This is a genomic window from uncultured Psychroserpens sp. (genome assembly GCF_947500255.1).
GTDB lineage: Bacteria > Bacteroidota > Bacteroidia > Flavobacteriales > Flavobacteriaceae > Psychroserpens.
Window position 1 is genome coordinate 292,179 of the sequence record NZ_CANMRL010000003.1, and the last position, 24,263, is coordinate 316,441.

The 24,263-nt window shown below is 34.8% G+C and carries 21 protein-coding genes; 12 read left to right on the forward strand and 9 right to left on the reverse strand.

The window, feature by feature from the left end; genetic code table 11:
- Positions 1-271: 271 nt before the first annotated feature.
- Positions 272-1,663: a tRNA uridine-5-carboxymethylaminomethyl(34) synthesis GTPase MnmE gene (gene mnmE, locus Q0783_RS10735; protein WP_298895020.1), complete on the reverse strand. Its 1,392-nt coding sequence runs from the start codon at positions 1,661-1,663 to the stop codon at positions 272-274.
- Positions 1,664-1,800: 137 nt separating this feature from the next.
- On the opposite strand from mnmE, the gene Q0783_RS10740 reads away from it, so the two are divergent.
- A complete protein-coding gene (locus Q0783_RS10740; protein ID WP_298895022.1) occupies positions 1,801-2,958 on the forward strand; it encodes a TlpA disulfide reductase family protein in 1,158 nt (385 codons plus the stop codon).
- A gap of 56 nt (positions 2,959-3,014) precedes the next feature.
- Here Q0783_RS10740 and Q0783_RS10745 read toward each other — a convergent pair whose 3' ends face one another.
- A complete protein-coding gene (locus Q0783_RS10745) occupies positions 3,015-3,674 on the reverse strand; it encodes a rhomboid family intramembrane serine protease (protein ID WP_298759639.1) in 660 nt (219 codons plus the stop codon).
- Positions 3,675-3,720: 46 nt separating this feature from the next.
- Here Q0783_RS10745 and Q0783_RS10750 point away from each other — a divergent pair, with 46 nt between their 5' ends.
- Positions 3,721-4,614 carry a lysophospholipid acyltransferase family protein gene (locus Q0783_RS10750; RefSeq protein ID WP_230935800.1) on the forward strand — a complete coding sequence of 298 codons (894 nt, stop codon included), beginning with the start codon at positions 3,721-3,723 and terminating at the stop codon, positions 4,612-4,614.
- Here Q0783_RS10750 and Q0783_RS10755 read toward each other — a convergent pair.
- The 7 genes from Q0783_RS10755 to Q0783_RS10785 all read right to left on the reverse strand — a co-directional run bounded on the left by Q0783_RS10755 (position 4,611) and on the right by Q0783_RS10785 (position 16,552).
- On the reverse strand, positions 4,611-5,588 hold the full coding sequence (locus Q0783_RS10755) for a PKD domain-containing protein (RefSeq protein ID WP_298895025.1): 978 nt from the start codon (positions 5,586-5,588) through the stop codon (positions 4,611-4,613). The two genes, Q0783_RS10750 and Q0783_RS10755, sit on opposite strands and share 4 nt — an antisense overlap.
- A gap of 13 nt (positions 5,589-5,601) precedes the next feature.
- Positions 5,602-7,689, reverse strand: coding sequence for a hypothetical protein (locus Q0783_RS10760; RefSeq protein ID WP_298895027.1), 2,088 nt, complete (start codon positions 7,687-7,689; stop codon positions 5,602-5,604).
- A gap of 22 nt (positions 7,690-7,711) precedes the next feature.
- Positions 7,712-9,175 (reverse strand): RagB/SusD family nutrient uptake outer membrane protein, encoded by a 1,464-nt coding sequence (locus tag Q0783_RS10765; protein ID WP_298895029.1) that lies wholly within the window; start codon positions 9,173-9,175, stop codon positions 7,712-7,714.
- Between the two features lie 6 nt (positions 9,176-9,181).
- On the reverse strand, positions 9,182-12,208 hold the full coding sequence (locus Q0783_RS10770) for a TonB-dependent receptor (protein WP_298895031.1): 3,027 nt from the start codon (positions 12,206-12,208) through the stop codon (positions 9,182-9,184).
- A 355-nt stretch (positions 12,209-12,563) separates the two neighbouring features.
- Complete coding sequence (locus tag Q0783_RS10775; protein WP_298895033.1) at positions 12,564-14,072, reverse strand: aminotransferase class V-fold PLP-dependent enzyme; 1,509 nt, start codon at positions 14,070-14,072, stop codon at positions 12,564-12,566.
- Between the two features lie 24 nt (positions 14,073-14,096).
- The gene (gene glmM, locus Q0783_RS10780; protein ID WP_298895034.1) at positions 14,097-15,485 is read right to left on the reverse strand and encodes a phosphoglucosamine mutase; all 1,389 of its coding nucleotides are present in this window, start codon (positions 15,483-15,485) and stop codon (positions 14,097-14,099) included.
- Positions 15,485-16,552: an acyltransferase gene (locus Q0783_RS10785; protein WP_298895036.1), complete on the reverse strand. Its 1,068-nt coding sequence runs from the start codon at positions 16,550-16,552 to the stop codon at positions 15,485-15,487. The genes glmM and Q0783_RS10785 overlap by 1 nt, the downstream gene beginning before the upstream one ends.
- Before the next feature lie 40 nt (positions 16,553-16,592).
- On the opposite strand from Q0783_RS10785, the gene Q0783_RS10790 reads away from it, so the two are divergent.
- The 10 genes from Q0783_RS10790 (at position 16,593) to Q0783_RS10835 (ending at position 24,226) form a co-directional block, all read left to right on the forward strand.
- Entirely contained in the window at positions 16,593-17,201 is a 609-nt protein-coding gene (locus Q0783_RS10790) for an acyl carrier protein phosphodiesterase (RefSeq protein ID WP_298895038.1), read from the forward strand.
- Positions 17,191-18,909, forward strand: coding sequence for a gamma-glutamyltransferase (gene ggt / locus Q0783_RS10795; RefSeq protein ID WP_298895040.1), 1,719 nt, complete (start codon positions 17,191-17,193; stop codon positions 18,907-18,909). Before Q0783_RS10790 ends, ggt begins: the two co-directional genes overlap by 11 nt.
- Before the next feature lie 52 nt (positions 18,910-18,961).
- Positions 18,962-19,264: an antibiotic biosynthesis monooxygenase gene (locus Q0783_RS10800; protein ID WP_298895042.1), complete on the forward strand. Its 303-nt coding sequence runs from the start codon at positions 18,962-18,964 to the stop codon at positions 19,262-19,264.
- 171 nt (positions 19,265-19,435) lie between these two features.
- Positions 19,436-20,155 (forward strand): hypothetical protein, encoded by a 720-nt coding sequence (locus Q0783_RS10805; RefSeq protein WP_298895044.1) that lies wholly within the window; start codon positions 19,436-19,438, stop codon positions 20,153-20,155.
- Positions 20,156-20,177: 22 nt separating this feature from the next.
- Entirely contained in the window at positions 20,178-20,627 is a 450-nt protein-coding gene (locus tag Q0783_RS10810; protein WP_298895046.1) for a hypothetical protein, read from the forward strand.
- An 11-nt stretch (positions 20,628-20,638) separates the two neighbouring features.
- The gene (locus Q0783_RS10815) at positions 20,639-21,181 is read left to right on the forward strand and encodes a DinB family protein (protein WP_298895048.1); all 543 of its coding nucleotides are present in this window, start codon (positions 20,639-20,641) and stop codon (positions 21,179-21,181) included.
- Positions 21,182-21,351: 170 nt separating this feature from the next.
- Positions 21,352-21,681 (forward strand): metalloregulator ArsR/SmtB family transcription factor, encoded by a 330-nt coding sequence (locus Q0783_RS10820; protein WP_298895050.1) that lies wholly within the window; start codon positions 21,352-21,354, stop codon positions 21,679-21,681.
- Positions 21,682-21,692: 11 nt separating this feature from the next.
- Entirely contained in the window at positions 21,693-22,133 is a 441-nt protein-coding gene (locus Q0783_RS10825) for an SRPBCC domain-containing protein (RefSeq protein ID WP_298895052.1), read from the forward strand.
- Between the two features lie 321 nt (positions 22,134-22,454).
- Positions 22,455-23,615, forward strand: a complete 1,161-nt coding sequence (locus Q0783_RS10830) for an alpha/beta hydrolase-fold protein (protein ID WP_298895054.1) — start codon at positions 22,455-22,457, stop codon at positions 23,613-23,615.
- Positions 23,616-23,650: 35 nt separating this feature from the next.
- Positions 23,651-24,226, forward strand: coding sequence for a pyridoxal 5'-phosphate synthase (locus tag Q0783_RS10835; protein ID WP_298895056.1), 576 nt, complete (start codon positions 23,651-23,653; stop codon positions 24,224-24,226).
- The last annotated feature ends 37 nt before the right edge of the window (positions 24,227-24,263 follow it).

Here is a 24,263-nt window from a genome sequence, read left to right on the forward strand (position 1 = left end):
AAGAAGAAAACAAGAATAAACAAACGACAAATTTTAATATATATAAGTAATGCCTTTTAGTATTCATAACAATCTCTAGTGTTAATTTTTGACAATCAACTTTTACAGTTGATTGCTAACAAATTTACAACAAAAGATAAGCATATTAAATAAGAATCGCCTCGTATATTATACGTACTGGACTTATGTTTTATTAAACACCAACACATTTTAAATCATTTTCAAAACAATAAACTTCTATCTTAAGATTTGAATTCGGATATAGTAAGAATTATTTCCCTATACAGAAATTAGCAAAGATATTACCTAATAGATCATCGTTTGTAATCTCTCCTGTAATCTCTCCAAAATGATATAGTGCCTGACGAATATCTATCGCCAATAAATCACCAGACAATCCAGTTTCTAATCCGTGTTTTACTTTCTGAATTTCCTCAAACGCTTTTAATAAGGCATCATAGTGGCGTGAGTTAGTCACGATGGTCTCATTATTCCGTAGCGCTCCAGTGTTAATTAACTCCAAAAGCGAATTGGTTAGCGTTTCTACACCAAATCCTGTTTTAGCAGATAGTAATTGGATATTTTCTATTTCAGATTGTAGACCTGCCAATTGTGAGTCATCTAACTGATCTATTTTATTAGCAATAATCAACAGCGGTTTTCGTGGATACTTATTTTTTATTTTTTCGATTTCAATCTGAATTGTTTTTAAATCTGAAATCGACTTAGAGCTGTCAAATAGGTAAATAACCACTTGTGCTTGGTCTATTTTCTCAAACGTTTTTTTAATACCAATGCTTTCTACCACGTCTTTAGTTTCTCTAATCCCTGCCGTATCAATAAACCGAAAGCCAATACCTCCAATTGAGATTTCATCTTCTATCGTATCACGCGTTGTTCCGGCAATTTCAGAAACTATAGCGCGTTCTTCATTTAATAAGGCATTGAGAAGCGTAGACTTTCCAACATTAGGTTCGCCAACAATAGCTACTGGAATTCCATTTTTAATGACATTCCCAACGGCAAACGAATCGATGAGACGTTTAAGTACGAAAGTAATTCTGTCCACCAATTCTTTAAATTGCGAACGATCAGCAAATTCAACATCTTCTTCAGCAAAATCAAGTTCTAATTCTATCAAAGAGGCAAAATTGAGTAGTTCCTCTCTTAGTTTAGCTATTTCCGAAGAAAAACCACCACGCATTTGCTGCATAGCCACTTGATGTGAGGCTTCATTATCACTAGCAATCAAATCGGCCACAGCTTCAGCTTGTGATAGATCCAACTTTCCATTTAAAAAAGCACGTAAGGTAAATTCTCCTGCGTTTGCCATTCGGCATCCTTTCCGAAGAAATAATTGTATAATTTCTTGTTGAATATATAAACTGCCATGACAAGATATCTCTACAACATCTTCACCTGTGTAAGAATTAGGGTTCTTAAACACAGAAACCAAAACTTCGTCAAATACACGACCGCCTTCAGTAATATGACCTAAATGAATCGTGTGTGTTGCCTGATTGACCAAAGTCTTACCATCAACAACCGATTTAAAACTGTCGTCTACAATTGAGATCGCATCGTTACCCGAAAGTCGTATCACAGCAATAGCTCCGCTTCCAGAAGCTGTAGCTAATGCAACAATTGTATCTTGGTGAGTCATCCTATATTTTTTTACAAAAGTATTGCAATTTTAGCTTTATAAAATAAATTTGGAGAGTTCTTTAAGTTTTTATTAATAAATGTGATTAATTTTCTTTTATTGAACTTATTATATTTGCAGTACTAAATTATTACATGATGAAAAAGATAGTTACAATTTTTTGCTTAAGTGTTTTATTATTCAACTGTAAGACTGAAGGCAGTTCTGAAGAAGTTGTTAGAGAAACCTATTTAATTACTGGAGAAGCTCCTGGCGTTTATAATGGCATTAGAGCACACCTACAAACCACCGATCAACGTGGTAGGAAGATTAATGTAGATACTGCTATCGTCATGAATGAGCGCTTTGTATTTGAAGGTAAAGTTGATACACCTCAAATGTGGAACTTGAACATCAATAGCGTTAAAGGAGATCTTCCGCTTATTGTTGAAAACAAAGCCATAACTATTGATGTTGATAATACTAATTTATCTAAATCAAAGATTAAAGGCACAAAAGCAAATGATGACCTCATGTCGTTAAATGCACAAGTCGAAGAACTCAACGCAAAGGCTACAAAATTAAACGAACAAATACGTGCTACAGATGATAAGAACGTAAAGAGCCAACTAGCGCAAGAATTCACCCAACTCACAAGAGATATGAGAGCCTTACCTATAACTTATGCTAAAGAAAATAAAAGCAGCTTATACTCATTGGTTGTAATTGATAATTTATTTAAAACGAACCAACCAGACCTTGACAATATTTCGTCACTTTTTGATGGTTTGGACGCATCAATTAAAAGCACTAAACTTGGTAAGAATATTGAAGCAAAAATAACTGGACTACAACAACAAAGAGCACTATTAAGTGCCACAGAAATTGGAAAACAAGCACCTGATTTTACATCGACTAAGCCTGATGGGAGTCCGTTGGCATTAAAAGATGTTATGGGAAAAGTGACTATTATCGATTTTTGGGCAGCGTGGTGTGGGCCGTGTAGACGTGAAAACCCTAATGTTGTTAAAGTATATAATAAGTATCACTCTAAAGGGCTAGAAATTATTGGTGTATCTCTAGATGGTACAACAAGACAACAAGATCCAAAAGCGGCTTGGTTACAAGCTATCGAACAAGATAAACTAACTTGGAACCATGTATCAAGTTTAAACTATTTTAATGACCCTGTGGCTAGAGCCTATAATATTAGATCAATTCCTGCGACATTTATTTTAGATGAAAATGGAACGATTGTCGCCAAAAATTTAAGAGGACCAGCTCTGGAAGCTAAAATTGCTGAGTTGCTTAACTAATAGCTGCATTAATAAAATTTAAGCCTTCTCTCTTAAAAGATTGAAGGCTTTTTTATTTAAATCTTCCCTAATTTATGCATTACAAACAAGATAATAATAGGTACAGCCAGTAACCCAACCATTAGCAGATCGGTTTCAAACAAAGAAGGCTGCAAAATAAGCGTAATAACATAACCTCCTATGGCACCTCCAAAATGAGCATCATGACCAATATTACCAACACGATTTTTCATGCCGTAAATTGAATATAAGAGATACATGATTCCGAAGATATAACCAGGGATTTCAAAAGGAATAAAGAACATATAAATACCACGCTCAGGCTCTAACAATATAGACGCATACAGAATACCCATAACTGCACCACTTGCTCCTACTGCACTGTAATGATACTCGTTTTTATGAAAGTAAAGAGATAATAAACTCCCCAAAGCTAAGCTTCCAATGTATACTACTAAAAACCCTAACTCACCAAGATCACCAATAACAGCATTAGCAAAAAAGAAAAGCGTCATCATATTAAACAACAAATGTGTAGTATCGGCATGTAAGAACCCCGAACTAAACATTCTAAACTGTTCACCACGCCTGACACCTCCTACATTAAATTTATAGCGCTCGAAGAAACCATAATCTTCAAACCCTTTATATGATATTATTACATTTGCTGCAATAATGATAATTGTAAATAAACTTAAACCACCTAAACTACCCATAGACTTTAATTACATATATTTGCCACTGCAAATCTAACATATATAAATGCAATTTATTATCTACATCTTAGTTTATCCATTTTTATGGTTAATATCTATTCTTCCGTTTAGATTGTTATACGCATTTTCAGATGTATTATACCTATTTATCTATCGTATTTTTGGCTACAGAAAAAAAACCGTACAGGATAATTTAAGACTGGTTTTTCCTGAAAAGGAATCTAAAGAAATTAATTTAATTACAAAACAATTCTACCATCACTTATGTGACATGATTGTTGAGGCTATCAAATCATTATCGATTTCAGAAGCTGAAATGAAGAAGCGATTTACATTTACCAATGTCGAATTAATTCAAGGTATAGAAGCTAAAGATAGAAGCATTGTACTCATGTGCGCACATTACGGAAGCTGGGAGTGGATATTTATTCTTCAAACTTATGTGAAATCTAGAGGAAATGCAATTTATAAGCGGATACAAAATAAGTACTTTGACCGATTAGTTAAACGTATTAGAGCAAAATATAATAGCCATTTAATTACAACTAAAGAGACCATTCCTGAATTAATTAGGTTAAAAAATAGAGGTGTTTCTACTATTAACGGATTTGTATCTGACCAGACACCTAAACCTCAAAAAGCATTTCATTGGACCGAGTTTATGAATATAAGAGTACCCGTGCACACAGGTGCCGAAATGTTAGCAAAACGTCTGGACATGTCTGTTGTATTCTTTAGCGTAAAACGCCTCAAACGCGGATATTATGAAACCACATTTGAGACGTTAGCAGACTATCCAAATGATTATAAAGATTATGAAATCACGGATCAATTCTTAAAGCTTGTCGAACAACAAATTTATGAAGCGCCACAATACTACTTATGGACACATAAACGTTGGAAACATAAAGACAAGAATCCTGAAGACTATAATAATTAATCTAAGTCTGGCGGATCTGTTGAATATTTATGATACCAAGCCAATACAGGGTTTAAACCATCTATTGTTCGTACATATAATGTGTTTTCAGTTATTGAAAGAATCTCATAGGATGATGAGCTTACAAAATAGCCCATAAATGCATCGTTAGTAAAATTCATGACTGTTCCTCTCGGATTAAAGTCCGGATCAGGAACAGCAGACCAATCTACAGAAGTTGGTGCTAAAGACACATTACTAACTCCTGAAGTATCAAAATCAAAACAAGCATCTTCTCCAGCATCTTCTCCAATTACAGATTGATGTCCTGCATTAAAAAATGTTTGTCCGTTATTATTTAACTGAAATGTTAATTGGTTATCGACATCTAATGAAAAGGTTAATTCATCATCACATAGACAATCGCTAATCTCGTCATTACACTTCTCAAATGGTGTCGCTGAGAAAAAACTTGGAAACCAAAAGGCATCTGCGGAAATCTCTGGAGTACCACCTACACCTAAATGTCCAGATTGAGAAGCCGCTAAATACCATATTTTAGAGGATCCTGCTCCTCCAGACAAAAAGTCTTTGGCTTCTTGATCATCAAATGCACTAAACACATCAACATCAACAGATGTACTTGTAGTCACTCCTCCTGTCCCAGAAGCAATCACAGTGACGTTGTATGTGTTAAGTCCTGTAAGATTAAATCTGTGCGTAATTTCACCAGATGGCGTGACCTCAACATTGGTATTGTCTCCAAAATTATATCTGTAGGTAATGGCATTATCTGCACTTGCACTAAACGTGACAAATCCGGAGCCATCACCATTAGGATTCATTAAATCTTGTCCTATAACTTCGAAGTTAAGAACTAAATTAGTTGGCGTAGTAATCTCACCAAATTCCTGATCTTCGTCTTGACATGTAAATAATGTCATCATCACTAAAAGTGATAAGCCGCTATTGAATATTTTTTTTATTGTCATCATGATCTTTTTACGCTTAGAGTTTTACGAGTTTATATTGCCAAAATACACCAGAACCAGATTCGACATAGACTTCTATAGTATTACTGTCTACTAATGTCACATTATAAGTAATTGAACTTGGAACAGCAACATTTGGTAATTCACCTTGATTGTTCGCTTTTGGTAAACCAATATAAGCGCCTACTCCATTTAAAGTTAACTCTCCCGAGCTTGAGTTATAAGTATAAGTTGCTGGATTTGAACCGTCATGTGGAGCTACTGGAGTACCACAACCATCAGATCCACCTTGCCATCCTTCAATCCAACTTTCAGACCCCAAATTATTGGTAAACGATCCGTCTGCACCAAAGACATAAGTATCATCAAAATAACATGCTCTATCTGCAACACAAACAGCATCACAAGAGAACCACTGCGTATCTCCAACGCTTGGTCCTACTCCTAGCGATCCAGCTTCAGGAGCCATTTGCCATGTTCCAGCCAATGGGTTTGGCGCTTCAGATTCTTTAACCAATCTGTACTGCCAAAATACACCAGCTCCAGATTCGATATACACATCCATATTATTATTATCAACTAGGGTTACATTATAAGTTATCGAACTTGGAACAGCAACATTTGGTAATTCACCTTGATTATTTGCTTTAGCTAAGCCAATATAAGCTCCAGTTCCGTTTAAAGTAATTGTTCCAGCGCCTGCATCATAGGTATATGTGGCAGGATTGGAACCATCATGCGGTGCAACTGGTGTACCACAACCATCACTACCTCCTTGCCATCCTTCGATCCATGACTCTGCTCCTAAATCATTTACAAATGATCCATCTATTCCGAAGAAATATGTGTCATCAAAATAACATGTTCTATCAGTAACACAAACAGCATCACAAGAGAACCACTGTGTATCTCCAACGCTTGGTCCTACTCCTAGAGATCCAGCTTCAGGAGCCATTTTCCATGTTCCAGTAATTGTTGGAGCCATAGATGGCGATTTGTAGAAATAAACATTATCAATGAAGAAATCAAATGTTCCTACAGGTACACCTGAAAAAATAAGTTGTTGTATAGAATTGATAGAAGTCATTCCTGCATCAGTAAAATCACTCATTGGAATCTCTAAGGACACCCATTCATTTTGTGGTAAATCATCAAAAACGATTTCAGCTTCGGTTGCTGTACCACCAAGATCTACTAGTTTTATTCTAAATGTCGTTGCATTTACTGACCAGAAATCTAAATGAAAGAATTCCATTTCGGTAGCATCAACGGCATCAGCACCATAAAACTCAACACCAACAAAATCGGCATCAGCATAAAACTTAGTGTCGTTACCATCAATCTGCAAATCTGTTAGTGTGCTTGTACTCCAATCTGATCGCCAAGAACTCACATTAACATCAAGCGCATAAGTGTTACTAAACATTGAGATCACATCTTCATCTGCTCTACTTGGCGGCACAGGAGCACCAGCCAAAGGCTGTAAAATTTCCGTTACCAAGAAATCTTCAGTATATGTTGTTGTTTCAATAGCCGCACTAAATGCTGTTACTGTAATGGTATAGGTTCCGGCTTCATCATAGGTAAAAGAAACACCCTCATCGATATTCGCCATCATGATGGTATTGTTAGGATCGCCAAAATTCACTTCATAATTCATAGCAAACTCAGCCGATGCAGTTACATTAACTTGCCTAGAGACTGCTGTATCATTTTCAATGGTTACCATTAAGTTTTGCGGAGCTAAAAACGCGACGATTATAGTTTGCGTCACTGTAGTCACTTTTCCGTTAAGACCTGTAGCCGTAACAATTACATCATAAGAACCTTCTGCATAAGTATGTTGAACACTTTCGCCAGGGTTTAATTCTCCAGAAGAGCCCGTATTATCACCAAACTCCAGATCAAATTTTGCCGCACCTTCACCTGATGGTGTTAGTGTAACTAAACCCGAATTATCTGGCGTCACCACTGATAATAATGAAATATTGGTTGGTGCAGGCAGGTTGTTAACGAAGTTAGTATCATTGTCATCATCTGTACAGCCATAGATAATAGCAGTAAGCAACGCTATACTCAGTATGTATTTTAAAATCTTCATCATATCTCTTTTTATAGTTGTTTTTTTAATATCCAGGATTTTGTTCCCATTGATTTCCAGCTAATTGAATTTCAATAGAAGGTATTGGAAACAGTTCATGCTTACCAGCTTGAAAACCATTTATCTCACTTGCAGCTCTACCAGTTCTAACTAAGTCAAAAAAGTGATGTCCTTCTCCAACAAGCTCTACACGTCTTTCATGATATATAGCAGAAGTTAATGCCGTTCCAGTTGCTGTTACATTGTTATCAGAATTTCCAAAAGCACGTTCTCTAACTCTATTTAAATATTGCTGTGCTCTCATATCATCTATTCCACCTCTATTAAGTGCCTCAGCTGCCATCAATAAGACATCTGCAAAACGAATAGATCTATAATTATTAGGATTTGTTAAATTGGCATCTCCAGTATTAGCATCACCTTGGCGCGCTATATACTTTCTATTATAGTACCCTGTGTGCTCAAATCCGGTTGAGAATGTAGCGCCAGTATCATTGGCCCAAGTATCAATATCTAAAATTGCTGTTTCAAATCGGTTGTCGCCAGGTTCAAACTCATCAACAACTTCTTGGGTTGGTACATTAAAGCTAAATCCCGATTCAAAAACTGGACCTGTATAACTTCTTATACCATTAAATCCAACAGCTACATTACCTTCACTACATTGAAGACATCCAAAACCAGCACCTTCTTGATCAGAATACTGTACCTCAAAAACAGATTCGATATTATTCTCGTTATCATTTTCAAACATAGTGCTGTAATCTGTGAGGAGATCATGCGGACCATTATTTATTAAGTCTTCCAGAACATTTGCCGCTTCTGAGAACTTATCTTGGTATAAATACACCTTTCCTAATAAAGCTTGCGCAGCTCCTTTAGTAACACGACCTGTTTCTGCCTGAACATAAGGTAAATTAGCGGCCGCAAAAATGAGATCTTCTTCCATTTGTGCATAGATTTCTGTCTTTGGTGTTCTTGGAATAGAAAACTGATCGCCAAATAGTATTCTTCTGTCAACAGCAAATGGTACATCTCCAAACCATTTTACCAATTCAAAATAATAATATGCTCTTAAGAATCGTGTTTGAGCCAAAACACCTTCTTTACCAACAAAATCAGTTTTATCTTGAAACTCCATAATGTAGTTTGCGCGATTAACACCGCTGTACATCCATCCCCAAATGTCTCTTAATTGTTGATTAATAGGTGTGTGAATCATATCGTCTATTTCCTGAATACCAGGAACATCAATTGCACTTTCTCCTCCAGCTAAGGTGTTATCAGACGCAATTTCTCCCAACATAACGTTTAAGTATGTTGATTGCAATAGGTCATATGCGCCAATTAATGCGTTTTGGTAATCTTCTTCAGTATTAAAGAAGTCCTCAGAATTTTGATCTTGTGAATCGACGTCGACAAAATCATCACTACATGATATAAAAATAAGTAGTGAGATACCTATATATGTTATTCTTGTTAGTTTCATCTTTAATTAAAATTTTAAGTTCATACCTAATAAAAATGTTTTCGGAGTTGGGTAGAAACCGTAATCGATTCCACCACCTATAGCCTCTCCAGTAGAAGCTGTTGGATCATAACCTCTATATTCTGTAAGCGTAAGCAAGTTTGAAGCAGATATATAAAATCGTAATTTTGTGATTTTAGAATCTTCTAAGAATTCACCTGATAATGAATACCCTAATTGTACGTTTTGTAATCTTATGAAGTCTCCATCTTCAACAAAGAAATCTGAAAACAAACCGTTTGAGTTTGCTCCAGAAGTTACTCTTGGAAAGCTATTACTAGTACCTTCACCAGTCCATCGATCTAAATAATAAACACTACGATTGGTTAATGGTTGGTTTCTCTCATAATTTCTTACAATATCATTTCCTACTGAAGCAAATGCATAGGCTTGAAAATCGAAATTTTTATATTCGAAATTAAAATTTAGCCCCATAGTGGCATCAGGTAATGGATCTCCAATGTTAGTTTTGTCATTATCATCTATAACACCATCATTATTGATATCTACAAATCGTAAATCACCGGCTTGCACAGCATCATTTAATGTTGGATAAGCATCAATCTCTCCTTGGTTTTGAAATATTCCGTCTGTTACAAATCCTCTAAAGTATCCAATAGGAAAACCTTCTTCCATTCTAGCTGGAGGGTCTTGTCCAACACCAAATGCACCTCCAGAGAGAAAATCTCCATCTGCGCTTACTTCTACAACTGTATTATCTAGAGTAGCGATATTATATCTAATACTATAGTTAAAATCGTCATTAACAACCTTACTGTAGCCTACTGAAAATTCAAAACCTTGATTTTCTACAATACCAGCATTAACAACTGGTGGTGTAGCTCCGGGAGCAGTAACACCCAAAATTCCTGAAACCTGAGGTACTATTAATAAGTCCTCTGTTCTTTTCTTATAATAATCTGCTGTAATATCTAATTGGTTATTAAACAATTTGGCATCAATTCCTATATCTAATGTTTTTTGTTTTTCCCATCGTATTTCTGGATTTGATACAGCTCCTATTGCAGTACCAAATACAAGTTCATCATCTATCACATAAGTACCTTCTCCATTTAAGAGTGACACAAATCTGAAATCTGGTATTCTATCATTTCCTAGAACACCATAAGAACCTCTTAATTTTAGAAAGCTTATAGTATTACTATCACTTAAAAAATCTTCATCTGAAATAATCCATCCTACAGATGCTGATGGGAAGAAACCAAATTTATTTTCTGGCCCAAACTTGGTAGAACCATCACGTCGTAATACAGCTGAAATAAGATATTTTCCATTATAGTCATATTGTATTCTGGTAAAATAAGAGAGTAATCTTGCATCAAACTGTGCATTTCCATTAGGGAAAATATTTTGTATATCAGAAGCTTGATCCAGAGTAGCGTTTTCAACAGTATTGCCTGGAATATCAAACCCAACAAACCCACTAAAGAAACCTTCTGTCTTAAATACTGATGTCCCAACTAATACACTTAAATTGTGAATGTCATTAAATCTATTTTCATATTTTAAAAAGGCATCAAAAGTATAGTCTCTAAAAATATTGTTATTGATCACTACTTCATTTCTATCTCTATTGAATACTTTACCGCTTCCGAAGAAAGCAATAGGATTAAAAACATTGCTTTCAACCTCAGAATAATTAAATTGATAATTAGCTTGAGCAGTGAAATTTTCTAAGAAATTATAAGACAAACTTATATTTCCTGCTATTTTATCCACAAAAGACCTATTGAAGGTATTATCGATTTGTGCTAATGGATTGATAACCTCATTGCCTAAGCCTTCTGCTATAGTATAAGCGCCATTTTCATCTCTTACTGAAAATGTAGGTGCCATATTTAATGCGTTAAACAATACGGAACCTAATCCGTTTTCAGAAAGTGCTTTTCTACTTGTATGTGTAAAGATTAACCCTGAGTTCAACTTGAAATTTTCAAGAAAATCTAAACCATAATTTAAACGTTGTGTGTATCTTGAAAAGTTTGACTTACTACCTCCTACAATACCATCTTGAGACAAAAATGATGCTGCATATGCATACGATGACTTTTCTCCTCCTCCAGATAGTGTTGCGTTAACATTATACTGTGCTGCGTTTTGAAATACCTCGTCTTGCCAGTCTGTACCTTGACCCAAGTTTGAAACATCGGGAAAAACAAGATCTTCTCCATTTGCGGCAAAAGCTTCATTTACTAACAATGCGTATTCGGTAGCATTTAAAGAAGGAATCTCACGTGTTGTTTGTTGAAAACCAGCGTAGGTATTAATTTCAATACTAAGAGGTCTATTCTTTCTACCTGTCTTAGTAGTAATTAATATGACTCCGTTTGCTGCTCTTACACCATAAATTCCAGCAGTGGCATCTTTTAATACATTGAGCGTCTCAATATCATTTGGATTGATAACACTTAAGTCTTCAATAACGTTACCATCAACTAATATCAATGGTCTGTTATCTCCATTTGTGGATACACCACGTATACTAATGGTTGCTGCTGCACCAGGAGAACCTGATTGTGATGTAATGTTAACACCAGCCACTTGACCTTGCAATGCTTGTTCAATACGTGTTGGTTTCAAGTTTTCGATAGTTTCACTTGATACAACAGCTACAGCTCCAGTTATTTCCTTTTTCTTCTGGGTACCATAACCTATAACCACGACTTCATCCAAAGACTCTGTGTCTTCTACAAGCTGTATTGTTATTGGGTTGTTGTCTGTAACTACGAACTCCAAATCCTTATATCCTAAATAAGTGAATACTAGAGTGGAGTTGATAGACACATCAGAAATAGTGAAATTACCGTCAAAATCTGTTGACGCACCTTTGGCAGTGTTCTTGACCAGAATATTAACTCCTGGCAGTGGTTGTCCAGTTGCTTGATCTACAACTGTACCTTTTACTGTAACATTTTGACTAAATGTCAATGCTGTAAATAGTAAGAATACTAGTGAAAAGAGTTTTGTTGTCATATAATTGATTGTTATGATGTAAACTTACAGCGGGAAATTGGCAATTCAATAAAAAAAACCTATACAATAATCATACAATTCAAAAAAACATATATAATATTACGAAATACTTAAAAATCAAGGATTTTCAGTACTTTTTAAATAATACGAAACAAGCACAACTACAACGATGTAGTGTAAAAAAGAATAATGTTGTGGTAATGTATAGGTGATGTAATGTTTTCCTACAACAACTTTGATATTAGGTATAGTTAAAAAAAAGCTTCAATTACACTAAATACAGTATGTTCTTAATGTAAGCAACTCAAAAACAATTATGAAAGCAGTATATTGTAGTGTCTGTAGAAATGAATTTTCACAATTTAAACCATGCATCAATCACCTCATCATCAGATGATTTTTGAGATGCCAAAGATTGATGTATAAACTCATTAGTTTTGCCTTGATACTCGTAAGCTTTTGACCAATCTTTATGATGTTTTGCTAATGATTTAATACTGTCACAAACATAGGCCATTTCTTCATTGGTAGTCGTTGGATGTATGGACATTCGAATCCAACCAGGTTTACGCACAAGATCTCCGATAGATATTTCATTGGTCAATTCGTTACTAGTTTGCTGATCTACATGTAATAAGAAGTGTCCATAGGTTCCAGCGCAACTACAACCACCTCGTGTTTGAATTCCGAAACGATCATTTAGCAGTTTTACGCCTAAGTTATAATGCAAGTCATCAATATAAAATGAAATTACACCCAAACGATCTTGATGCTGGCCAGCGAGAATATGCAAGTTATCTTGAGAAGATAACTCACTAAATACTTTACTCACCAACTCATGTTCACGCTCTAGGATGTTGGCAACACCCATTTGTTCCTTAAGTTTTATTGTTAAGGCTGTTTTTATAGTTTGTAGAAATCCTGGTGTACCACCATCTTCCCTATCTTCTATATTATCTATGTACTTATGCTCTCCCCATGGATTTGTCCAACTTACGGTTCCTCCTCCTGGACAATCAGGAATCATGTTTTTATATAACTTCTTATTAAAAATTAAAACACCTGAAGTTCCAGGCCCGCCTAAAAATTTATGTGGTGAAAAGAAAATAGCATCCAAATTCTGAAGTTCATTTTCTGGATGCATGTCAATATCGACATAAGGTGCCGAACAGGCAAAATCTACAAAACATACGCCTCCATGTTTATGCATTAATTCTGCAATATCATGATATGGTGTTTGTATTCCAGTCACATTAGAACCTCCAATTACTGAAGCTATCTTTAATGTACAGTCCTTATATTTATCTAGTAAGCTTTCTAAGTTTTCTAAACTGAATAAACCATTAGCATCAGGCGGAATCACTTCTACCTTAGCAATAGTTTCTAACCAAGACGTTTGATTAGAATGATGCTCCATGTGCGTCACAAAAACTACAGGCCTAATCTCATCAGGAACAGTAGTATACTTTCTAAGATTCTCAGGAATTTTTAAACCCAAAATCCTTTGAAATTTATTGACAACACCTGTCATTCCATTGCCAGACACAATGAGCACATCATCATCTGTGCAATTCACGTGTTTTTTAATAATATGCTTCGCTTCATGATATGCTTTGGTCATTGCCGTTCCAGAAACCGTAGTTTCGGTATGAGTATTCGCTACAAAAGGCCCAAACTCGTTACACAACTTTTCTTCAATTGGTCTATACAAACGTCCAGAAGCAGTCCAATCTGTATAAATGATTTTTTGTGTTCCAAAAGGAGATTCAAACTCCTGATCGATACCTATTATATGTTGTCTGAATCGATTGAAATACAATTCAAGTTCAGATGGTTTAGACGCTGTAGTTTCCGTAGAAATCATTTGAAAAAGCTTTTTGCGAAGATACTAAATATTTGCGATTACCTTGATTTCAGATATAATACGATCTGCTAAATCATCGGCTTCTTGCTGTGTAGGTGCTTCAGTATAAATTCTAATAATTGGTTCTGTATTACTTTTTCTCAAATGTACCCAAGAGTTAGTAAAATCTATTTTCACACCATCAATAGTGGTTAGGTTTTCATTATCATACTTGGTTTCCATAGTTCTCAATACCCCATCTACATCCAACTCAGGTGTTAACTGAATCTTCTTCTTACTCATAAAATAGTTAGGATATGAAGCTCGCAACTCACTTACAGAGCTATTTCCTTCGGCCAATAAGCTCAAGAATAGTGCAACACCAACAAGCGCATCTCTTCCGTAGTGTAATTCTGGATAAATAATCCCTCCATTACCTTCTCCTCCAATAATAGCGTTGTTTTTCTTCATCAAATTAACAACATTAACTTCGCCTACTGCACTGGCTTCATAAGTACCACCATGCTTTTCGGTTATATCACGAAGAGCTCTTGTAGAACTCATATTACTCACTGTATTTCCTGGTGTTTTACTCAACACATAATCTGCACAAGCTACCAAGGTATATTCTTCACCAAACATCTCTCCGTTTTCATCCATAAAGGCTAAACGATCAACATCTGGATCCACCACAATGCCAAAATCAGCACCTTCCTTCACCACTGCTTCTGAAAGATCCGTTAAATGCTCTTTTAAAGGTTCTGGATTATGCGGGAAATGACCATTAGGTTCACAATACAACTTTATAGGATGTACTCCAAGCCGCTCTAACAACAACGGAATAGCTATACCTCCGGTAGAATTCACGCCATCTACAACTACTTTGAAATTCGCTTTTTCGATAGCTTCTTTGTTTACAAGTTCCATAGCTAAAACTTCATCGATATGCATATCTATATACGCATCATTAATCGTAATCTCTCCTAAACTATCAACATCAGCAAATAACATGTCGTTTCCTTCGGCTAGTTTCAAAATCTTTGCACCTTCTTCTCCATTTAAAAATTCACCTTTAGCATCTAAAAGCTTTAATGCATTCCATTGCTTTGGATTGTGACTTGCTGTTAGAATAATACCACCATCGGCATGTTCCATTGGCACAGCAACTTCAACTGTTGGTGTTGTTGACAGACCAAGATCAATCACATGAATACCAAGACCAACCAAAGTATTCATTACTAGATTTTGAATCATTTCACCAGAAATTCGTGCATCTCTACCAACTACAACACGATAGTTTTCCTTGTTACGTTGTTGTTTGATCCAAGTGCCATAAGCCGAAGCAAATTTTACGGCATCAATTGGTGTGAGATTATCACCAACTTGTCCGCCAATAGTACCTCGTATTCCTGAGATTGATTTTATAAGTGTCATTATCTAAACTTTGTTTTCAGTTTTAAAAAATAGGTTTCAAAATATGTGTACGACAAATGTGCAAAAAGTATTGTCAATACAAAAGTCAATATATTAATTAGAAGTATTGTTATAGTATCATTAAAAATTTCATGAGCTTGAACTTTCAGCATAAAAAAAACAACGATGTTCATTGCAATGACATGAAACATATAAATACCATAAGACATATGTCCCAAATGATTCCATAACTTATTTTTAATCGTTATTCCAAAGTTATTATGCGCTAAGGTGTGTACAAACAAGCAGAATACAACCATCGTGACGAAATGAGTCATCCAGCGTGTTTCAAATTGAAACACATTTGTTGTAAAATACAGAAGCATCGCAATTACTATCACAATCGGGATTAGTATTGAGCGTTTTAAAAACTCCAATTGCTTTTGTTCTTCCAAAATAGCTATTACGCCTCCAGAGAATAAAAAGAAATACACAAATCTATAAGTATACAAGAATTGAAAAACATCTAAATGAAATACAATAAAATAGGCAATAGTAAGTACAGATAATACAAGTAATATCCTAGTTTTTCGTATAAAGAAAAGTAAAGGAGCAATCATAAGGTAAAATTGTTCTTCAATACCAATAGACCATAACACTTCTAAAATACCACCTGGCTCGTATAGTTTCCCGAAAACATTAGGTAAGAAAAATGTAGTCAATAAAATTCCTTCTCCTAGGTTATAATTATTTTCAAATGGCATATTCAAAGCAGGCAAAATGAGCCAATAAAATAAGAACCCGAAAATAACAATAAGATAGTACAAAGGGAATATTCTTAACATGCGTCGGATGTAAAACTTCTTAATAGAAAACGCATCACGTTGCTTATAACGATAAATCAATCTAATAATCAAAAAACCACTCAAAACAAAGAATACATAAACAGCTTCAGTCCCTCTATTAAATATGGGAGCATCTGAGAAATATGGAAGTCCTTGATTTCTGCTTAGATGCGGAATATGAAAAATCATCACCAACGAAGCCAAGATAAAACGTAAGGGATCTAAATTTGGTAATCTATCCAAGTATAAACATTTAGAACTCAAAAATACATATATTTATTGAATGAATTTTCTAGCCCATATTTATCTATCTCAAGACGACGACTTGATTACTATTGGTAATTTTATCGCTGATGGCATTAGAGGAAAGCGCTATAAAAAATTTCCTTTAGGAATTCAAAAAGGCATCCTACTACATCGTCAAATAGATACATATACTGATGCTCACCCAACAGTAAGACAGAGTACAAAACGCCTGCACAAAAATTATGGGCATTACAGTGGTGTAATCGTCGATATCTTGTACGATCACTTTTTGGCCAAGAATTGGAGCTCTTATTCAGATATTCCTTTACACGATTATGTAGACAAATTCTACGATCTTATGGGAATGCATTTTGATAGTCTTCCTTCTCGTATTCAAAAAATGATGCCGCATATGATTGCTGGTAATTGGTTACTTAGTTACGCTGAAATTGAAGGTATTCAAAAGGTTTTAGATGGAATGAACCGTAGAACTCAGAACAAATCGGGAATGAATACAGCCACTGTAGAGCTCAAAGAATTTTATACCGAATTTGAAACTGAATTCACCTCGTTTTTTGAAGAACTAAGAGCATTTACCGAAGCAGCTTTAAAAGACATCGAAATCCAATTATTAAATGAAAATTAAACTTTACTTCATAGTCTTTCTATGCATCACTTTTTCTTGTAAAAAGGAAACTCCTATCAAGCGTGGATTGATTACTAAAAATGCTATGGTGGTGTCTGCACGCGCCGAAGCTTCTAAAATAGGGAGTGATATCCTCGAACAAGGTGGTAATGCTTTTGATGCGATGTTTGCGACCGAAATGGCTTTAGCCGTAACCTATCCTTATGCTGGAAATCTTGGAGGAGGTGGTTTTATGGTCTATCGTCTTAATACAGGTGAAACTGGAGCGCTGGACTATCGTGAAAAAGCACCTTTAGCAGCGAGTCGTGATATGTATTTGGATTCTCTCGGAAATGTGATTCCCAATAAAAGTACTGTTGGTGCTTACGCTGTTGGTGTTCCAGGAACCGTTGCAGGCATTTTTACTGCTCATGAGAGGTTTGGAAGTCTTCCCATAGAAACACTATTGAAACCTGTTATTGCTTTGGCTGAAAATGGATTTACAGTCACCAAAAAGCAACACAAGCGTTTTGCGAAGTATGATAGCATCATAACAGCTGTTAATGGAAAAACAACACTAGTAAATAAAGATGTGTCTGCACAATCAACATTTAAAAATGTGGCATTAGCCGAAACATTAAAACGCATCTCTAAGCATGGTCGTGACGAGTTCTATAAAGGTGAAACTGCAAAGCAACTTGTGACATTTCTTAATGAGAAAGGCGGCATTATTACCTCCGAAGACCTTGCTCTATACGAAGCTCAATGGCGCGATCCTATTCGATTTGCCTATGACGATCTTACTATCATTTCGATGTCACCACCTTCGAGTGGAGGACTTTGTCTTGCACAAATTATGAAAATGACAGAGCCTTTTGATGTAAGCCAATATGATCAAAATAGCTTAGAAGCCATTCAAGTTATGGTTGAAGCCGAAAAACAAGCCTATGCTGATCGCAGCTATTATTTAGGCGATCCAGATTTTGTAAACATACCAATAGATAAGCTTCTTGACCACTCCTATCTCAATAATCGAATGCAGCATTTTTCGTTTGACAAGCCAACACCTTCAGACTCGATTTCCTATGGAACACTGCCTAACTATACCATGGAAATAAGAGACAACATCTCGTATCAAGAACACGACGAAACGACGCATTATTCTATTGTTGACCAGTTTGGAAATGCAGTGGCAGTTACCACAACACTCAATGGTGCCTATGGCTCAAAACTCTATGCTGAAAATCTAGGCTTTTTCCTAAATAACGAAATGGATGATTTTAGTAGTAAACCTGGTGTTCCAAATGTTTACGGACTCCTAGGTGGAAAAGCCAATGCCATTGCGCCACAAAAACGAATGCTAAGTGCGATGACACCAACTATTGTAGAAAAGAACGACCAACTCTATATGGTTGTAGGAACACCTGGTGGCTCAACAATCATTACCTCTGTATTTCAAACCATACTCAACGTACATGAATTTGGAATGACTATGCATGACGCTGTAAATTCACCACGTTTTCATCACCAATGGCTACCCGAAGAAATACGAATGGAACCTAATCGCTTTGATGATTCACTTTTAGAACAACTAGAGAACTTAGGCTATACCATAAATGAAACACGTACACCTGTAATAGGAAAAGTAGATGCCATTCTTATCTTAAATGATGGAACTTTAGAAGGTGGTGCAGACTCTAGAGGTGATGATACTGCTGTAGGGTTTTGATTTATAGGTTATATAACTAGTTATCGTAAGTAGACAATAAAACTCAAAACAAATGATTGCAAGAATCTGGAAAGGAAAAACGAAAATTGAGCATTTGGAAGAATATACTGATTTTATGAAAGTCAGAGCAATACCTGATTATTCTAAGGTTGATGGATTTATTAAATTAATTTTTTTAAAACGAACAGATCATAATTTTGCATATTTTGACTTAATCACTTTTTGGAAAAATATGGATGTAATTAAGGGGTTTGCTGGTAATGATTTTGAAAAAGCCAAATACTACCCTGAAGATAAAAATTATTTAATCGATTTTCCCGAAAACGTTATTCATTATGAAGTATTCGCTGAATAAACAATAATAAACTTCAGAATGAAATTAATCAAAAGTGTATTTAAAATTACTTGTGGCTGGGATAATCTTGATCACCAAATATAGTGTTTAATATAACTCGTTGAATTCTACTAAATTTCAATGCTCCTCGTTCTTTTTTACTAACTTGCCTTCAAACAATATTAGCCATATATGTACAGACTTATATTTTTAATACTTATACTTTCTGTTTCGGCTGATGCACAGACGTTTAAAGAAAAATTTGTTACCGATTTTTGTCAATGCTTTGATAACAACATAAAAAAAGTATCTGAAGACACCAATCTATCCCTTCTTAAAAAATGTATTACCAATACGCTAGAGGCAAACAAAAAAGAATTTACCGACTATATCATCAAAGATATAGATACCACTATTATAGAGAGTGAATTATATGAAGATGGCTATGCTTATGGTTACGCCTATGGTCAAAAGTTTTATGGCGACATACAAGAACAATTGGTTAATGATTGTGATTCTTATTATCAATATACTTCGGAATTAAGCTCGTTCATGAAAAAAAATATGGAGAAAGGCGTTACTCAAAAGAACGTAGATTCCTTAACGCGTTTAATCAATAAAGATTCATTAAATATTGCCTTAATATGGGAAAGAGGAGCAAATAAAATTGGTTTAAAGAAGTACAAATCGGCCCAGTCTGATTTTAAATACTGCTTATCAAAGGATGTAAATTATATTCCAGCAATGTTTTTTCTCGCGTGGTCTTATCACTTACAAGGGGATTTTAAAAATGCAATACTCACCTATCAAAATGTTCTAAATCAAAAATCAGAATTAGGATCAATTGGAGATATTACAAAAATATATTTAGCAACTTTGAAAAGAAAATTAAGAGATAAAAAAAACAACTAACAACGTCGAAGTTAATTTAAGAATGAACAAACTTCAAATCAAAGTTCTGGTAACTAAAAAAGATGGCTTAAATAAATCAGTAGCGAAAATTATAATCGATGGAACTGATTTGATCGAGTTATTAGTCGAATTCGAAAAGCCCTTAGCAAAAAAAGAAGGCAGCCCAGATATAGCTGGACAATATGAAGGGCTTAGCCCATCAACTCTTTATAAAAATTTACTCAATGCTCCTGATAACTCTAACTCTCAAGACAATAAATCTGACATTCTTGATTGTGAATGTGGTGTTTGGGGATGCTGGTCTTTCATGACCAGAATTGAAACTATTAATAACAAAATTATTTGGACTGACTTTGAGCAATTACATAGAGGCAAGAAAAGTTATAATCACTGGGATTATTCCAAATTTGGACCATTCGAATTTAACCTATCTGAATATAATTATCAACTTGATAAATTAAAAACGCAATGAAACTAAATACAATGAAACACCTATTGACCTTAACTTCAATAATTTTATATTCTTCATTTATATCACCACTGTTTGCCCAACAAAATGAGTTTATCACAGACTATTTAGAACGATTGGAAAACTCCCGAAAATATTTAATTCTTGTCGCAGAGACTATGCCCGAAGACAAATATAATTTTAAAGCAACACCAGAATCAATGAGTTTTGCTGAAAATTTAATGCATATAGGCTGGGCTATGGATTGGCATTGCCAATCGCTGTTGGGTGGACGCGAGGCAAGAGATTGGAATACTGACACCGAACTTAAGGTAGCCAAAAAATCTAAAAAAGAGATGATTGCCACAATTGACAAAACATTTAATAAAACTATTGAGTTTATTACAAAATTTGACATCACTAAACTTAAAGACAGGTTAGACTATTTAGGCTTAAATAGAACAAAAAGGCAAATTTTACTATTACTAACTGATCATATAACGCATCACAGAGGTCAAATGCTAGTTTATATGCGGCTTAATGGATTAAAACCACCCAGATATATCCTCTACCAGTAGTGTTATGATGAGATAGAAATAAAATTATACTCATATATACATTGTAATTTACAGTTAGTAAAAATTAACAACACTCCTAGTCACTACATACATTTCTTAATAAAAAAATTGCGCAAGTAAATACTTTCGTATATATTTGCAAGTAATCACTTGCTTATTAAATAAAAATTATGAAAAGAGATGTCTTCAATGCTATAGCAGATCCTACAAGAAGAAGCATACTTATGTCGCTTACAAATGAATCACAAAATGTCAACGCACTGGCAAATAAGTTTGATATGACCAGACAAGCAGTATCATTACATATTAAATATCTTCAAGAATGTGGTGTCATCACTATAAAAAAAGAAGGTCGGGAACGTCACTGTAACCTCGACGTTCAAAAACTAACAGAAATCGCCGATTGGCTTGAACCTTTTAGAAAAATGTGGACAGCGAAGTTTAATCAACTTAACATCGTATTGGACGAATTACAATCTAAACCTAATGACAAATTATAAACACAACAATCATGGATAATAAACCATTAATAATTGAACAAGAATTCAATGCGCCATTAGAACTTGTTTGGCGTGCCATCACCGAAAAGGAATTAATGAAAAAATGGTATTTTGATATCTCCGATTTCAAACCAGAAGTGGGCTGTAAGTTTCATTTTGAAGGTGGCGAAGAAGACAAGCGATATATGCATTTATGTGAAGTATTGGAAGTCATTCCAAATAAAAAGCTCAAGTTCTCATGGGCATATGAAGGCTATACCGGAATATCTTTTGTGACCTTCAAATTATCATCTGATGGCAAAAAAACCAAAGTAAAGCTCATACACGAAGGGATTGAAACATTCACAAACCCTGACTTTAAAAGAGACAATTTTGTTGGAGGATGGAAATACCTTATTCACGAATCCCTAAAAGAATATTTAGAAAATGGTAAAGCACTTAGATATTGGTAACCTAAAAGTAGAACACATAAAGTTTAATATTAAAGTTTGCTAAATTAGTTCCTTAGCAATACTAACAATTACGTGCTATATATAATAAGCGGAGCATCACGGTCTTTCCCGATCGTGATGGTGAAAAAATATTAGTAAAAAAGAAATACCATATCTATCTCTTGTCATAACAAAAAAATGTAGCAGAGTTGATCATGAGGATTGTGTACTCTTAAAATTCTGTGAATTTAACGTATTGCCGTTTTCTTTTTTCTAAATTAGTACGTCAGCTTTTATTAAACGACCATGCACTCTAAATTTTTCTTTTTCATTTTAATATCTATGTTGGTACAAACAACATATAGTCAAATCATAAAAACAAATACTAACGTTGGTGAAACTATAACTCTCAAATCAGAAATACTCAAAGAAAACCGAGAAATTCAAATTTTTCTACCAGACTCCTATCAAGAAACCGATAACACCTATCCTGTTCTTTATGTATTAGATGGACAACGCTATTTTTTACATGCTGTAAGTTTGCATAAAACCTTTGTCGGATTTAGGCAAACTCCCGAATTTATTATTGTCGGAATTACTAAAAAGCAATCTGAAAGAAATAGAAATTTCAGTTCCAATGCTAAAACCTTTTTAAATGCTATAGAACAAGACATCATTCAATACGTAGATACTAACTATCGAACGTCTGAGGATCGTCTTCTTTTTGGATGGGCTTATGCAGGTGGCTTTACCATAGAAGCCTTGATCAATAAACCAAACTTGTTTAATGCATACATTGCAGCTAGTCCGTTTCCTGCAAGCGAAAAAATAAATGCAGTCGATAGTTTGATTTCTCACAACACAAATTTTGATAAGCTATTGTACTTCACATCCGATATAAATGAAGGTGTTGTTAGAGATGGAACTATTGCATTAAATGAGCTCTTAATAAACAAGGCTCCAGAATCTATGAGATGGAATTTTAGAGAATTCATAGGTGAAGAACATATATCAACTCCCTTTTCTACACTCTATCATGGTATGATTACATATTTTGAGTATTACCCCGAATTACAATTCAATACACTTAAAGAGTTTTTGAATGCTGGCGGACTGGAGAGCGTATACAGTTATTATCAAAAACGCGCTTCGAGATATGGGTTTCCAGCCGAACTATCAGATTGGACGATGTTTAGCATTACAAGAAATGCAATGAGAGCTGATGATTTTGAACAATTTGATAAATTAGTCAATACATTTCAACCTACAGATTTTATGTCCAGATTGAGAGTAAGTAGGGCTTGCTCAATTGCTGAATTTTATTTAAAACACAAACAGTATGATAGAGCCATTGACCTCTTCAACCTCTTGGCAGAAAAGCATCCTAACGCTGTACAACCTCTCTATGGTTTAGGTGACACCTACAAAGCTTTAAAAAAGGAAAGAAAATCCTCTTTATATTATAAAAAAGCTGAAAAATTATCTAAAACGAATTCTAATTAATAACTAGAAAATAAAAATATCGACCATAAATGGATATGAACCCACTAGAAAAATTTAAGCAATGGCATACGGCATATACAAAAATGTCTACTAACAAACTCCCCTCAGCTTGCTGCTTAACCTCAATGAGTAGTGATGGCTATCCCAACTCGAGATTTGTTTCCCTTAAAGAAATCATTGAGAATATGTTTGTGATAACTGGATCACTCGCCTCTAGAAAAGGAATAGAATTATTAGCTAACCCAAAGGCATCCCTTACATTTTGGTGGCCAGAGACTCAACAGCAAATAAGAATTCAAGGTGATGCTTCTCAAATTGATCACACACTTGCCGATACTTATTTTAAAGGAAGACATAAAGAAGCCCAAATAGTGAGTCACATCTGTCAGCAAGGTATTGAAATTGATAATATAACTGACTTGACCTCTTTATTTGAAAAGAAAAAAAAAGAATACAAAAATGCCGACGTCCCCAAACCAAATGATTGGTCTGGGTTTTATATAGACCCAAAGCGTATTGAATTTATGGAATTCAAAAGCAATCGATTTCATTACAGAGAATTATATACAAAAGAACAGAACGGCTGGAGCAAAATGATTTTACAGCCTTAATTTGCTTTTTAACAATTCCCAGCTAAAACCCTCTTTT

What these genes read in the sequence shown, in the direction of transcription:
- Q0783_RS10805 (WP_298895044.1), top strand. Translation starts at nt 19,436, where the DNA reads ATGTACAGACTTATATTTTTAATACTTATACTTTCTGTTTCGGCTGAT.
- Q0783_RS10800 (WP_298895042.1), top strand. Translation starts at nt 18,962, where the DNA reads ATGATTGCAAGAATCTGGAAAGGAAAAACGAAAATTGAGCATTTGGAA.
- mnmE (WP_298895020.1), bottom strand. Translation starts at nt 1,663, where the DNA reads ATGACTCACCAAGATACAATTGTTGCATTAGCTACAGCTTCTGGAAGC.
- ggt (WP_298895040.1), top strand. Translation starts at nt 17,191, where the DNA reads ATGAAAATTAAACTTTACTTCATAGTCTTTCTATGCATCACTTTTTCT.
- Q0783_RS10775 (WP_298895033.1), bottom strand. Translation starts at nt 14,072, where the DNA reads ATGATTTCTACGGAAACTACAGCGTCTAAACCATCTGAACTTGAATTG.
- Q0783_RS10750 (WP_230935800.1), top strand. Translation starts at nt 3,721, where the DNA reads ATGCAATTTATTATCTACATCTTAGTTTATCCATTTTTATGGTTAATA.
- Q0783_RS10755 (WP_298895025.1), bottom strand. Translation starts at nt 5,588, where the DNA reads ATGATGACAATAAAAAAAATATTCAATAGCGGCTTATCACTTTTAGTG.
- Q0783_RS10765 (WP_298895029.1), bottom strand. Translation starts at nt 9,175, where the DNA reads ATGAAACTAACAAGAATAACATATATAGGTATCTCACTACTTATTTTT.
- Q0783_RS10745 (WP_298759639.1), bottom strand. Translation starts at nt 3,674, where the DNA reads ATGGGTAGTTTAGGTGGTTTAAGTTTATTTACAATTATCATTATTGCA.
- Q0783_RS10790 (WP_298895038.1), top strand. Translation starts at nt 16,593, where the DNA reads ATGAATTTTCTAGCCCATATTTATCTATCTCAAGACGACGACTTGATT.
- glmM (WP_298895034.1), bottom strand. Translation starts at nt 15,485, where the DNA reads ATGACACTTATAAAATCAATCTCAGGAATACGAGGTACTATTGGCGGA.
- Q0783_RS10820 (WP_298895050.1), top strand. Translation starts at nt 21,352, where the DNA reads ATGAAAAGAGATGTCTTCAATGCTATAGCAGATCCTACAAGAAGAAGC.
- Q0783_RS10740 (WP_298895022.1), top strand. Translation starts at nt 1,801, where the DNA reads ATGAAAAAGATAGTTACAATTTTTTGCTTAAGTGTTTTATTATTCAAC.
- Q0783_RS10835 (WP_298895056.1), top strand. Translation starts at nt 23,651, where the DNA reads ATGAACCCACTAGAAAAATTTAAGCAATGGCATACGGCATATACAAAA.
- Q0783_RS10810 (WP_298895046.1), top strand. Translation starts at nt 20,178, where the DNA reads ATGAACAAACTTCAAATCAAAGTTCTGGTAACTAAAAAAGATGGCTTA.
- Q0783_RS10815 (WP_298895048.1), top strand. Translation starts at nt 20,639, where the DNA reads ATGAAACACCTATTGACCTTAACTTCAATAATTTTATATTCTTCATTT.
- Q0783_RS10760 (WP_298895027.1), bottom strand. Translation starts at nt 7,689, where the DNA reads ATGATGAAGATTTTAAAATACATACTGAGTATAGCGTTGCTTACTGCT.
- Q0783_RS10770 (WP_298895031.1), bottom strand. Translation starts at nt 12,208, where the DNA reads ATGACAACAAAACTCTTTTCACTAGTATTCTTACTATTTACAGCATTG.
- Q0783_RS10830 (WP_298895054.1), top strand. Translation starts at nt 22,455, where the DNA reads ATGTTGGTACAAACAACATATAGTCAAATCATAAAAACAAATACTAAC.
- Q0783_RS10825 (WP_298895052.1), top strand. Translation starts at nt 21,693, where the DNA reads ATGGATAATAAACCATTAATAATTGAACAAGAATTCAATGCGCCATTA.